This is a genomic window from Numidum massiliense, from assembly GCF_001375555.1.
GTDB lineage: Bacteria > Bacillota > Bacilli > Thermoactinomycetales > Novibacillaceae > Numidum > Numidum massiliense.
Genome location: NZ_CTDZ01000009.1, coordinates 1,918,452 through 1,931,674 on the forward strand (window position 1 = coordinate 1,918,452; position 13,223 = coordinate 1,931,674).

The following is a 13,223-nucleotide window of genomic DNA, read 5'->3' on the forward strand; positions in this document are numbered from 1 at the left end:
TTTTACGCATATTCCTTTCATTCACCTGATGATAACATTCTCCCGATTTGCTGCAGTAGTTTTAGCGGACTAAACGGTTTAGGCAGAAAAAAATCGACGCCGTACGCAAGAGCCCGCTGTCGGTGTTGCGGCGTGTGCTCGGCGCTAATCATAATGACTTGCGGTGTATTGCGGCTGGACTGCGCTTTAATTTTCGCGAGTGCGTCGAAACCGTTCATGTCTGGCAACACGTAATCGAGTAGCACGAGGTCGTACGCCTCTCGTTCAATTGCCGCTAAAAAAGCCTCCTTGCCACTGGCGACGTCGATCGCGTAACCGGCGTCTGTAAGCATGTCGCGCATCAGCATTTGTAAAACCTCTTCGTCTTCTACTACTAAAATTTTTGCCAAAGGCACGATTACCCCCTTTATATCAGTTGTTAATGCTTGGCGAATTCCCGCTGCACGATCGCGTATGATTGCTTCAACCGCTCATGGGACGACGGTGCTTCCCACGCCGGCCATTTGTACGGCTTCGCGGTACGGAGCGGCAACGTATCGCCGTCGATTGCCGGCAAGCTATCGGTGACGTTAACGATGCGCTCGAGGTCTTTAGCCTTGCCGTCTTTCGTCGGCTTGTACGTCACCGCCGCGATTTTGAAACCACCCGTTTTTTGTGACGCGCCAATGCCTTTTTGCCAGAAATCGCCCATAATTTCGCCGCGGCTCGGGTCTTTCACGTTAAGTAGTGCCCACGGCAGGCGAATTTCGACGATGTCGTTCTTCTCGCTGATGATAAAGTCACTGAGGGAATGGAACGATGCCGCTTGCGGATCGCCGTTACCGTGCTGCAATTTCCCCGTCTCTACCGCTTGAAACGGAATAAAGCGGTTTTCCGGTGCAATGTACAATTTACGGCTAATTGCGAGCCGAATCGGGTTGAACGCGTCACTATGTTTGTCGGTGGCTGCGCGCTGCCGGGGAATCATTTTTAACTCCTCGCCGTAATGGTAATAAAACGAATCGTAATGGCTGTGTACGAGGAGGCGACTTTCTTTCGTCCCGTTTAAGTGAAGTATGAAGTCGACTCCGCTATCGGTCTTTAGGTTCGTCTGAAACGGCAACTCGTTACTCCCTTGCCCGGGAATCGTATCGAACAAGCGGAGCGTGTGGCTCTTTTTCGGATCGTATCCTTTTAGCGAACGATAGTCGAGGCGCAAGTACAAGTAAGCCTCGTCACTCGTCGCATACAAGCGCTCAAGCGTGCGCATGTCGTCGGCGCCGTCGCCTAAAGCAGCGAGGGGACGACTCTTTTTCTCGTGCAACGGTTCAAGCGATTGCTCCTCCCAATCGTCTGCCTTTCCGTCTAGTCGGATCTTAAGTTTGTCCGTCCCCGGGTCAAAACTGAGCAGTCCGTAATGCTGTTCACTCGTTTGCTTGTTAGACCAAAGTGGGCGCCGGTCGGCGTTGTCGTAATCCATCGTGTTCCACGTGCGTTTAAACCACTCGTCTTGCCACGAAAAAATCAGTCCACCGGCTAGCCCTTCTTGAACGATCGTGCGAAACTGCTTGGCCACCATTTCCCCTTGTTCTTTTTCCGTGAGCCCACCTTGATCCATCCCGTGTACGCTTTTGTGCGTGATACCGCGCGACGACGGGACACCAAATTCGGCGACGAGGATCGGCATGCGGTGCGCGCGGTGTAAGTCGCGCAAGTAGCCGGCGTAATTGTTCTTCTCGCCTTCTTTGTCTACGAAATTTGTGTAAGCCGGGTCGACATTTAAATTGTCTGGATAGTACGGATACACGTGGTACGACGCAAATTGACCGGCTAAGTGACGCTTCGTCGGCGCGATCACATGCGGATCGACACTCACTAAGTCTTCCTTGTCGTGCGGTTCATACGGGTGCTCCAGTAAATCTGTCGTCACCCAGTTCGTAAAACTGATGGGCCGTTGCCAGCGATACCTCTCGGTCTCGTAAGCTGCGGCCGCCTCCATGCGCGCTGCCACCCAGCTTTCAAACGGATGCGCGCCGTGCGCCCTAAAATACTTACCTTGAAAGTCAGCCATCCCGCGATGTTTTTTGATCGTTGCCTGGACGACGTCTGGATCCCACTCAATCCCTAAAATCCAGCCGAGGACGTACGGCGATACGTCCGCCGTATACTTGCCGCTCGCGTACCCTTTGCGCACGGGTAAATCTGCCTTGCCGTGTACGACGTCGATCGTCTCTTGGATCGCTTGGTCTACCTGCTTCACGACATTGTCGGCATAGGCGTCTTTGGCGGCGAGCAGCGGCTCTTCATCGACCCACACGCCGTGGAACAAGTAGAGCGGTGCTGCAGCCTGTTCATTGTACGCCTTAAGTGCCTCGTAAAATTCAGGGGGGTGGAGCGTATACACTCGCACCGCGTTGGCGTTCATCGCGCCAATTTGCTTAAACCAGCGTAAGTACTCTTCTTTCGTAATCGCCATTTCGCCGGGAAAGTGACCAGGCTTGGCAATCCCCATGTTGACCCCTTTAATTAACAGCTCCTCCCACTTACCATTTTTGTAAACTTGCAGCTTTTCCTTGCCAACGGTGCCCGCAAGGGAGAGACCATCTACTTTTTTGATCTGAAAGGTCTTAGTCGTTTCCTTCGCTGTAGCCCCGGCGTGATCGTGCGCCGCAACGGTCCGCGCCTCGTGCGTTTCGGCCAAAATCGCCTGCATCATCGGTACGTACACTTTCCAATAAAACGCCTCTTGCCCGACTTCGTCACTCGCGGCAAGCCATTTTTTTACGGTAGTGATCCCGGTGTACGCGTGCACCTCGGGAACGTTCTCCCCACCCGCAAAATCTCCAGCAAAATAATATGTATGTGTGCCGCGGACAACCGCTGGCGCGGTCGTTGGAAGGCCGTGCTGACGCAATTTTTGTTTGCCGCTTTCCTTTGTGTCGATGACATACTCGGCGAGCACTTCTTTCTCTTTCTCTTTCTCTTCCTCTTTCTCTGCACCTGTGCCATCTGTGTCATCTGTGTCGAGCGGCTCGACCACGTCAAACCACCCGTGGTAGCGTACCTCTTCGTCTAAGCCAAACGCGTCTCGCCCTTTTTCTGTAAAACGAAGTTTTATGTCACCTTCGGCTAAGTCGCGTGCGGTGAGGACGACGATGTCATCCCGTTCGCTGACAAACAGCGCGCCTTTCCCTTGGTACGCCCACTTCTCGCCCGTCTGTGCTTCGTATTTGTCGACGACCCATGCGGGAACTTTTCCGCCACGGGCGAGTTCATCGTAATAACGGCCGATCCACCCGCTCCACTTCACGCCGAGCAAGTTATACATCGTCTCTTTAGCCGTTTGTTCGGTCGGGTTGCCAAACGAATTAAATTCGGCGACGACCGTCGTCCCATTTGCTGCCGCTTCGGCAATCGCCGCCGCTTCGCGCCGCTCCAGTCCGCCGTAAATGAGCGCGGAACGCTTTCCGCTTTTCGTTCCATCGCGCTGCTCGTCCGCATAGACGCCGTAAGCGTCGGCTAAGTAAATCAAATCTTGTTCGTCAAACACTTGAGGTAGCTCTTTAATTTTGTAATCGCCGTTGCTTTTAGGGTGGTAGCCGTAATAGTCACTTTCTCCGTCATACGGTTTCCCCGTCTCGCGCTGCACGAACTTTTCGTTATTCAACACCCACGCAAACCCTTTATGTCGCTCTTGCCCGCGTTCTGGCACGGTTTTGTCTACAATCGCCACATTTAGGCCACGTTCTGGAGATAATAACCAAACAATTTTCGGGAGGAAAAATAACGCCGCGACAATCGCGGCGACTCCCACAAACCAGATCAGCCCGCGGTAATTGCTCCATCTTCCCATTACTGTGATACTCCTTTTCGCGTCATTTTTCCCCACGACCGCTTGCGGCTCAGCAACTGTCCGAACGCTTCCACGCGCCAAAAGACGGTGAACAGACGGTACCAAAACGGTTCAGACAACGAATACACCGTAAGAGACGCCATATCTCTAATGCGTGGGTATTTGCGCAGGCTCCACTCTTCTAGCAATACGGCACCGACTGACAACAGCGCCCCGTACAAAAACGTCAACAAAAATAGTAAGAGTGAAAAAGTCATGTACACGCCACCGAGAAACGGTCCGATGAGCATGATCAAGTAGCCAGCTAACTCGACGAGCGGTCCGAGCAATTCGAGAAAGACGTAGTACGGCAGTGAAAGCATGCCGACGGCGCCGTATGTCGGATTGAAAATCATCCGCTTGTGACACCACAAACTTTCAAACAGACCGCGATGCCAGCGGTTGCGCTGTTTGCGCAACACGGCGAGCGATTCCGGCGCCTCTGTCCAACAGACGGGGTCGGGGACGAAAACGATGCGCTTCTTTAACTTATTTTTGCGAATGTGGCGATGTAAACGCACGATCAGTTCCATATCTTCCCCGACTGTATCGGTACGGTACCCGCCGACGTCTTTCACCGTCTGCTTGTGGAACACGCCGAACGCACCGGAGACGATCATCAAAATGTTAAAGCGACTGAGGCCTACTCTTCCGACGAGAAACGCGCGTAAGTATTCGATCACTTGCATGACGACGAGCGGCCGTTTACTTAAAGCAACTTTCACAATTTCCCCGCGTTCGATGTGACAGCCGTTCGCGATGCGCACGCTGCCACCGCTAACGACTACTTCGTCCTCTGCGTCGATAAACGGCTTCATCACTTTTAAAAAGGCGTCGCGCTCGATGATCGAGTCCCCGTCGAGCGAACAAAAATATGGGTAGTGGGAAAAGTTGATCCCCGCGTTTAACGCATCTGCCTTGCCGCCGTTCTCTTTGTCGAGCACGTATAAATGGTCGAGTAACTTTGAGCGGTACACTTTCTGCACTAGTTTCGTTTCCAGATGTCGTTCATAAGGAATTGTCGTTTCTACGAGATGAAACGCATCGATCAGTTTTTGCAGTGTACCGTCGTCGGAACCGTCGTTAATGACGATCACTTCGTACGTCGGATACGATGTGCTCAGTAAAGAACGGACGCTCGCAACAATCCCTTTTTCTTCATTATACGCTGGAACGAGAATCGATACGGGTTTCGTCTCCGTCGCTGTCGACATCTCCCGGTAGACGGATGGCTTGTGTACGCGCGACTCGCGCTTCAGCTGTACCGCGGCGACGACGAACATGACGAGGTAAAATAAAATATTAAACGCTGTCAAAACTAAAGCGACATAACCAAGTATTTTAATGCCGTAGACGAACGCGCTAACGAACGCTTCCACTTCTGTCCTCTCCCATCTTTTCTTCCAGTTAAATGATACGGTTAAACCGTTAAACGCTGCCGCGCTTCGCGAGATTCTTCAGCTTGACGCTGATTGGTGCGCGCTCGCGCATCCAACACGTCTGTCGCCACTTGCCGTACGTGCCAACACGCGTCATTCGCAAGGCGATTGAGTAACAACTGGCTTTCTTTATCGTTCACGGTCGCTAATAATTTAGCCGCAAACAGACGCTCTTCCCACACTTCCGAACGGACCGCGCGGGTCACGATGCGCACATCCGGTAAGTACTCTAACTTACTTAGCGCCTTTAACGCTCGAATTCGCGTTTCGGCGTCCTCTGCTTGCGCAAAAGCGATTAACCGCTCCGCGTGCGTCAGCCGCTTTTGTGCACCGATGACATCGATGAGGGCATAGCGTACGCGCGACGTATAGTGGGCACTATCTTCTAACAGGCGGGTGAATAGCGGTTCCTGTAACCGATTAAAGATCGTCTGATAATAAAACGACGGCAATTCGTGCGGTAACGTTTGCAAATACGTCAACAACTTTTCTTGCTGTGCATCTGCCGCGATTTTTAACAGTTGAATCGCTTCCGCTTCGGTTTGTTTGCGCCGCTCCCAAAGTGTCGCCAGTTCTTCGCTTAGAGTCGACATACGAAGCTGTTCGATTCCGTACAGCGCATTCATGCGGGTCCCCCAATTGGAACTGCGCAAACATTTACGGTAGTAGTCCGTTAAATGACCTTCGGCAAAACGGGTTACCCGCTCGAAATCGTCGCCTTTGAGTACAGCGCTATAGCTGATCAAAATTTCCGCGAGTCCGTCGTAAGTGTCTGCCGACTGCAACACTTTTTCATTCAGCGGTTCGCCAGTCGTTATGTGCGTAAAAACGCGGCCTCGATGTGCTGCTTTAAACTGCTCTTTTTGTGCCGTGCGACGATTATTGTGCCATTTTTTAACGATAAGGCCGACGAATAATAGGACGAGGGCACCCGACAGCACAAAAATGATGTTTACGAGCAATAACACGGTATCCATCACTTTTCTCCTCCCGCTGCTTGTTTTAGCCATTGCCCACTACGGGCGATTAACCGTTCAATGCGCGCCTCCAATTCAACTAAATGAAACGGTTTGACCATGTAATCGTCGGCGCCGAGTTTTAGGGCGCGAGCGATGTCCCTTTCACTCTGTCGCTTGGAGAGCATCGTCACGATATATTTTTGTGAGGCATACTGCTGCCGTAGCCGGTGAAGCACTTCTAATCCGTCCATGCGCGGCATGATCCCGTCTAAAACGACGAGGAACAAACCAGGTTCTTTGTGCCACGGGTCGTTGAAAAACTGCTCACCGTCGCGAAACGCACGCATGTCCACTTCGAACGGCGGGCACTCCCAACGAGCGAAATGTTCGCTAAGAATCGCACGTACGATGTCGTCATCGTCGACGAATGCGAGGTGTAACCGCTGTTTCGCTTGCTTGAGTGGCTGTTCCCAATTGAGAACAAATTGGCAGCCCTTTCCGTTTTCTTTAGCACAGTATAGGGCGTAATCGACAAGGTTCAACCACTCTTCTTTGTCCCGCACCTCACCTTCTGCTTCCACGATCCCTGCAGAAAATGTCACCGGGAACGGTTCGCTCGGCGCGGCCTCGACTTCGGTCGCGAATGCCGCAACCATTTGCTCCACGAGTGCACTCGCTCGTTCGGACGGTGTGTCCGGGAGCAAAAGGACGAATTCGTCGCCGCCGTAACGGTACGTATGCTCGGGAAACGGATGGTGCGTACGAATCACGTGAGTGAGTCTTTTTAACACTGTATCGTCGATCGCGTGCCCGTAATCGTCGTTTATTCGCTTGAAGCGATCAATGTCGAGCATGACGAGCGAAAAGCTGTTTTGGCTATTTACGAAGTGTTCCAGCTCCTGTAGTAAATATTTGCGGTTGTGAACGCCGGTCAACTCGTCGTGCCACGCGTGCGTCGCAAAGGTGCGCTTTTTCGCCAGCTGCTTTTCCAGTCGCACAATCAATTCACTATCGTCCACCGGTAGGCGAATGAGTTCGTCGGCTCCCGCCTCGTAGCAAGCGATGCGAAAAGGGCTATCCGTCCGTTCACTGACGACGACCACCGGTGTTAAGTAGTTTTTCGCTTGTTCGGCAAGCGTGCGAATGCGCTTTAATTCATCGTCTGCACTAACTCCTGCGGTGACGATCACTAAGTCCGGTTTTATCGTATAGAAAAGTTCTTGCGCCTCCGCCTCACACACCGCCGAGGCGACGATCCATCCTTGTTCCGACAACAGTTGCTGTAAGGTCGCCTCTTCCCCGACTGCCAGCAGTGTCGGTTTTAAATCGAGACAGGACGGTTCACCAGTCGCAAGTACCTCTTCATCGAACTGGGCGACGTAAGCGGTTACATCTTTTAACAGGACGTTAATTTGTGTATTCGTAAATTCTCTGTGACCGTTTTCATCGAGCTGCGCAAGCAACGGGGATAAATACGTCGACAGTGTGCCTAGCCCGATAGATCCGGCCGTCCCGTGAATAGAGTGTAAAAAGCGATACACTTCTCGTTCATCGATTACTGTCGGGCGGTTCATCCACTTACACACTTGCTCCTTAATCCGTCTTATGAACATATTTTGGTACTTATTCATAATTATGACATCCCCTTTGTAAAAAAGTGACGGTACCTTTCGCGGAACGATTTGCTACCGATAAGTGTTTTTCCCTCGGTAATACGTAGAAAAAGTACCCTCGCTATTTTTTACATTAAATATGCTTATATAATGATTTGCTTGTCTTATATTTTACCGGACGGTGATCGTCCCGCTCAAGAGATAAATATTAATAAACTGTGTCTAACATATTGCAAATTGGTAGCGGATACATAACTAATAGTGATTATCACTCAAAACAGTGAAAAAAGGCAGGAAAATCTCCCGCCATTCTTCCGTCTTCGTTACAGCTATTTTTTTGCCTACCGCTCTTCATCAAACATGACGAAGCGGTAAACTTGTCGCGGACGGCCTTTTGCCGCTAACTTCTCCTCCCCGACGATTTCGACGAGCCCAGCGTCGAGCCACTGTAGTAAAATGCGGTGTGTACTGCGAATTGTCACCCCTAGCACGGGCGCCAACTCGTGTGCCGTATATTCGACCGTGCCAAAACGCGTCGCTTGCGCCAACAGCTTGCGCATATACGTCGCGCTCATCCCTGCTTGCTCCGCTTTTTCCAACAATTTTTCATCGGTTACGGACAACTCGTACACGACTTGCGGCCCCATTTCGACGGGGCCGATGACGCACTTGTCTTCGCGCACGATGAAGCAGACGTCGCCACCCGCTTCTTTCGCCTGCCGCAACGCGATGCGCGCATGTGTCCCCGCTTCGTTCGCCGACTTGCCAAAGCCGATGCCGACGCTGAGGGTGTGACCGAACGACTTTTTACTTTCCTGTAGCAGTGGAATAAACTTATACCCACGCGTCTCGCGTTCAAAAATGCCGCGCGTCGTGAAAAATAAGTACTCGTCCCCGCCGAGGCTCGTCAAATGCCCTTCTAACGACTTCACGTAATCGAGGAACATACCGTGCAAGTCGAGCTTTAGCTTCTGCACGTCGTGTTCAGACGCGCTGTTGGCGACTAAGCGGCTAAATTGATCGACATTAATGAGCCCGACGACGATTTGTGCTTCTTTACTGCGCCGCGTCTCTGTCGACAACAGTGCCCGCTCCAGGGCGCCAATGATATCTTGATGAGTCGGCGTGACGTACTCGTTCGGAATGTTTTGGGCGGTGAGCGCTTCCGCCACAGCCTCATCGCCTGTCAACACGGCGACACCGTTTGCATCCTTTACCGCCTGTGCCTGTTGCCCGTGAAAGTGCACGAGCTCCTCCGGAGAAGCGAGTAGTGACCCGGGAAAGAACACTGTCTCCACAGCTGCCTCTCCCAACTCGAGGAGCGCCCGCTCAACTTCTCGCTCGGTGAGGCAGTCGATCGACAGCTTTTGTAGTCCACTCCGCTTTTGCAGACGGTAAAGCGCACTGTACAATCCCGCCCCCGATAGCGGCACATAGTGAACGGGAACGCTAACATCCAGCCGCGCCGTCGCTTGCCGAAAGGCGCGATAGGCGGCAAACATCATCACTTCCACTTGCGGCGCGAGCTCTGCGACGATGACCGGTATTTCCTCTTCACAAGTGTACGTGCAGACGATCGGCCGAAAGTTGGGAAAGGACTTTAAGGCGGCCAAAATCTTCTCGGCGATTACCGTAGTGCCGATAACTCCGATCGCGATTCCTTTCTCTTGCACGGTCCGATTTTGTTCCGCCATAACATCTCCCCCAATCGATCGCTCAAAACAACATTAAACATACTGTCGTATCTAGCATGCGGCATTCAGTAAACCCATGCAGGACATCCATGCAGTACAACGCCGTTAACCCGCTTCGCCGTTAAGCAAGCCACTCTGACAAATGCTTCGCCACGAACGCATCGTCGTTTAAATGCGGGTACGCCCGGTAGACTCGGTCAATTTCTTCCAATTGCCCTTCGGACAACTGTTCGTCGCGATTTAAACACCACAATCCTTCCAGTAGCCCTTGCCGCCTTAGCACTTCGTGAATGCCGGGAATACAGCCGGCGAAATCGTGTGCCGGGTCGAAAAAGGCGGCATTCGCATCCGTCACTTCGATACCGCGCAGGAGTAGTTCACGTACATCTACATCGCGTGAGTCCGCAGTACGCGTGTCCGCCGCGCATCTATGCGCCGTACGTGCATCCGCCACGTGCACGTCCGCCGTCCGCCCATCGGTCGTCTGATCGTCTCGCACGCGCTTAATCTCCTCTAACAACTGCACCGCTTTTTCCGTCCAGACGGCCCAATGGCCGAGTAACCCGCCGACGATCCGCTTCTCGACCGTCTCTCCGCCGACGTCGAAGCGATACGTCGTGAGTAGATCGGCGACGATGTTGTCATCGTTTCCAGTGTACAAAGCAATTTCATCGCGGCGCGACGATTCACAGACGGCGCGCACGACGTCGAGCGTCTGGTAGCGGTTGAACGGCGCCATTTTAATCGCCATGACGTTCGGAATGTCGGCAAAAGCTTTCCAAAACTCGTAACTGAGCCGTCGCCCGCCGACCGACGGTTGCAAGTAAAAACCGAATATGGGAATGACGTCCGCAATTTTTTCTAGCCGTTCCAGCAGTGCTGCTTCGGTCCAGTCGGCGAGACCACCCATGCTCACTAACCCGAGGTGGTAGCCTAAATCAGCGGCAATTTTCGCTTCCGCCAACGCTTGCTCCGTCGGACCACAAATACCGGCGACGCGAATAAACGGGCGCTCTAGCTGTGCGTCGTCGATCGTCTCCGCCGCAAGGCGCAATACCGGTTCAAACAAACCGATGCCGGGATCGCGGATTTCGAACTGCGTCGTATGCACGCCGACAGCCACCCCGCCAGCACCGCTCGCCATGTAATAGCGGGTTAAGGCGCGTTGCCGCCGTTCGTCGAGGGTACGGTCTTCGTGCAGTGCGAGGGGGTGAGCCGGAATGACGACACCTTCGTGTAACGCTTGTAGCAAATCTGAACGTAAACCTTTCATCGTTTAAAACGCTCCTTGTCTTTCTTGGAAATGGGTCGGTTTATCGTGTGTCGGGCCGTCAGCTTGCACCCATGCGGCGACCCAGTCGATCATCTGGCGGAGCGTAACCCGCGGATAACCGAACAGCTGGTGTGCCTTAGACGCGTTGTTTAAGAGGGCTGTCTCCTGCTCTTCATTGACGAAGTGAGGTTTCGTTCCGAAGTGGTTGCCGAATTGTTCCGCCAACCAGCGAACAGAAATCGTTTCCGGTCCAGCGATGTTTAACACACACGGCGGCGTGTCGGCTACGGTTAACGCCCGCAGCGCCATTTCGTTCGCATCTCCTTGCCAAATGACATTGACGTGTCCCATACTGAGGTCGATCGGTTGCCCGGATTTGACGGCTTTAGCCACTTCTAATAAGACGCCGTAACGCAAGTCGATGGCGTAGTTGAGGCGGAATATCGTCAGTGGCGTGCCGTATTTACGTGAAAAGTGTTCAAAGATACGCTCCCGCCCTAAGCAAGACTGTGCGTATTCGCCGATCGGCCCCGTCGGGTCGTCTTCCGTCGCACCGCCTTGTTTCACCGGTGTGAGCGGATAAACGTTTCCGGTAGAAAAGGCGACGATGCGGGAGTTCTTGTACTTTTCCGCGATTTTTCCCGGTAAGTACGTGTTCATCGCCCAGCTAAAATGTTCGTTGCCAGTCGTGCCAAATTTGTTGCCAGCCATATAAATCACATTTTTTACGTCGGGTAGAGCGGCAAGTTGTTCGTCGTCGAGTAAATCTCCCATAATCGCTTCAATGCCGCGCGCTTCCAACTTTTTCATTTCACTGTCATCCGAAAAACGGGACATCCCGATGACGCGCTTGGCGACTCCTGCCTCCTGAAACGCTTTCTTCGCTAACACCGCAAGACTCGGGCCCATTTTTCCACCGGCACCTAAAATGAGAAGATCACCGTCTAATGTCGCGAGATCGGCGACGAGTGCCGCAGACGGTTCCGTTAAGACTTCTTCTAATTGTTGTAAAGATTTCATGCGATAACCCCTCTCCATCGACCGCCATTTTTAAAAAGTGGTCCCCACTTTCACGCGGTCACCCCCATTGTAAGCAGCCAGCCATTAAGAGACAAGTCCATTAACTGTCTTTAAATCGATTCAAACTGAAAGCTGTTCGTTTATCCACAGCAACTGTCATTCTTCTTGCTGATCAATTGGTTCGTGACCGTTAAAAGGGCAGTTGTCACAAGGAACAATTGATCACAAAAAAACCGCCTTTCGGCACGACATGCAAACTGTGCAAACCGTGCAAAGCGGTGCTAATGAACATAACCTAAACGCGCGGCAACGTAATACCTTGCTGGTTTTGATATTTTCCCTGCTTTTGTTTATAAGAAATTTCGCAATGTTCGTCGCCCTCTAAAAATAACACTTGACATAATCCTTCGTTAGCATAAATTTTAGCCGGTAACGGGGTCGTGTTGGAAATTTCTAACGTCACATGGCCTTCCCAGCCAGGTTCGAACGGGGTGACGTTCGTGATGATCCCGCAGCGCGCATACGTCGATTTCCCGACGCAGATCGCCAGCACGTTTGTCGGAATGCGAAAGTACTCCACTGAACGCGCTAAGGCAAACGAATTCGGTGGGATAATCGCTACGTCGCCTTTAAAATCGATAAACGAATCAGAACTAATTTCTTTCGGATCGATCACTGAACATAACGCGTTATGAAAAATTTTAAATTCATCAGCAACGCGCAAGTCATACCCGTAACTGCTTAGACCGAAACTGATCGCTTCCCCTTTACCGACGTTGCGGTCGATAAACGGATCGATCATTTTATAGTCGCGCGCCATCGTACGAATCCATTTGTCCGATTTAATGCTCACAGTGTCTTCCCCCAAATGATTAAACTTTTACTCTTTATGCTTAAAGCTCGCTCGTTTGTTCACTGACGTATCTTCAATCCCTTTTTGCGAGATTTTGTCGTCTTTGCGCCAGTATAAGTAGTGTACGTCCGGTTCATCGCGAAAAACGACTTCGACGTGGTAACCTTTCGCTATTTTATCGTTGTAACCAGCTTCTACTTTGAGGAGCTCATCTTTTTTATACGATTTTTCCTTCGTTAAATATGTGGTAACTTCCTTCTCTAACGCACTTAATTCTGTCGGGTCGCCATTCAACATAAAATAAAAGCCGTACCCAAACACCGCAACTACCGTAATCCCTACTAGGACGACGGAGATAACGACACTTTTTTTCAAGCTATTTCAACCCTTTCCGCACGCGTACTAAAGGCGGGCGAGAAACAAGTTACTCACCCAAGCCTCTGTTACTTGCCGCTCAGCACCCTCTGACATTATTATACCGATTTTTTATCAATTTGCACA

The 13,223-nt window shown here is 51.8% G+C and carries 10 protein-coding genes; all 10 read right to left on the bottom strand.

The features are described from left to right. Positions 1–17 precede the first annotated feature (17 nt). The 10 genes from BN1247_RS09310 to BN1247_RS09355 all read right to left on the bottom strand — a co-directional run bounded on the left by BN1247_RS09310 (position 18) and on the right by BN1247_RS09355 (position 13,097). Positions 18–389 carry a response regulator gene (locus tag BN1247_RS09310; protein ID WP_074011312.1) on the bottom strand — a complete coding sequence of 124 codons (372 nt, stop codon included), beginning with the start codon at positions 387–389 and terminating at the stop codon, positions 18–20. Between the two features lie 29 nt (positions 390–418). After that, a complete protein-coding gene (locus BN1247_RS09315) occupies positions 419–3,832 on the bottom strand; it encodes a hypothetical protein (protein WP_054950135.1) in 3,414 nt (1,137 codons plus the stop codon). Further along, positions 3,832–5,250, bottom strand: a complete 1,419-nt coding sequence (locus BN1247_RS09320; RefSeq protein WP_390622041.1) for a glycosyltransferase family 2 protein — start codon at positions 5,248–5,250, stop codon at positions 3,832–3,834. Before BN1247_RS09320 ends, BN1247_RS09315 begins: the two co-directional genes overlap by 1 nt. A gap of 41 nt (positions 5,251–5,291) precedes the next feature. Next, positions 5,292–6,287 carry a HEAT repeat domain-containing protein gene (locus BN1247_RS09325; protein ID WP_054950136.1) on the bottom strand — a complete coding sequence of 332 codons (996 nt, stop codon included), beginning with the start codon at positions 6,285–6,287 and terminating at the stop codon, positions 5,292–5,294. Then, on the bottom strand, positions 6,287–7,900 hold the full coding sequence (locus BN1247_RS09330; protein ID WP_054950137.1) for a GGDEF domain-containing response regulator: 1,614 nt from the start codon (positions 7,898–7,900) through the stop codon (positions 6,287–6,289). Before BN1247_RS09330 ends, BN1247_RS09325 begins: the two co-directional genes overlap by 1 nt. Before the next feature lie 323 nt (positions 7,901–8,223). Further along, entirely contained in the window at positions 8,224–9,576 is a 1,353-nt protein-coding gene (locus BN1247_RS09335) for a GGDEF domain-containing protein (protein WP_054950138.1), read from the bottom strand. 121 nt (positions 9,577–9,697) lie between these two features. Further along, entirely contained in the window at positions 9,698–10,849 is a 1,152-nt protein-coding gene (locus BN1247_RS09340) for a dihydrodipicolinate synthase family protein (RefSeq protein WP_054950139.1), read from the bottom strand. A gap of 3 nt (positions 10,850–10,852) precedes the next feature. Further along, a complete protein-coding gene (locus BN1247_RS09345; RefSeq protein WP_054950140.1) occupies positions 10,853–11,869 on the bottom strand; it encodes an NAD-dependent epimerase/dehydratase family protein in 1,017 nt (338 codons plus the stop codon). A 295-nt stretch (positions 11,870–12,164) separates the two neighbouring features. Next, complete coding sequence (gene dcd / locus BN1247_RS09350) at positions 12,165–12,722, bottom strand: dCTP deaminase (RefSeq protein WP_054950141.1); 558 nt, start codon at positions 12,720–12,722, stop codon at positions 12,165–12,167. 27 nt (positions 12,723–12,749) lie between these two features. Continuing rightward, complete coding sequence (locus tag BN1247_RS09355) at positions 12,750–13,097, bottom strand: DUF3139 domain-containing protein (protein WP_054950142.1); 348 nt, start codon at positions 13,095–13,097, stop codon at positions 12,750–12,752. Positions 13,098–13,223 lie beyond the last annotated feature (126 nt).

Bases quoted from the DNA above. Each gene is read 5' to 3' on its own strand.
- BN1247_RS09315 (WP_054950135.1), bottom strand. From the start codon at position 3,832: ATGGGAAGATGGAGCAATTACCGCGGGCTGATCTGGTTTGTGGGAGTC.
- BN1247_RS09325 (WP_054950136.1), bottom strand. From the start codon at position 6,287: ATGGATACCGTGTTATTGCTCGTAAACATCATTTTTGTGCTGTCGGGT.
- BN1247_RS09330 (WP_054950137.1), bottom strand. From the start codon at position 7,900: ATGAATAAGTACCAAAATATGTTCATAAGACGGATTAAGGAGCAAGTG.
- BN1247_RS09335 (WP_054950138.1), bottom strand. From the start codon at position 9,576: ATGGCGGAACAAAATCGGACCGTGCAAGAGAAAGGAATCGCGATCGGA.
- BN1247_RS09340 (WP_054950139.1), bottom strand. From the start codon at position 10,849: ATGAAAGGTTTACGTTCAGATTTGCTACAAGCGTTACACGAAGGTGTC.
- BN1247_RS09345 (WP_054950140.1), bottom strand. From the start codon at position 11,869: ATGAAATCTTTACAACAATTAGAAGAAGTCTTAACGGAACCGTCTGCG.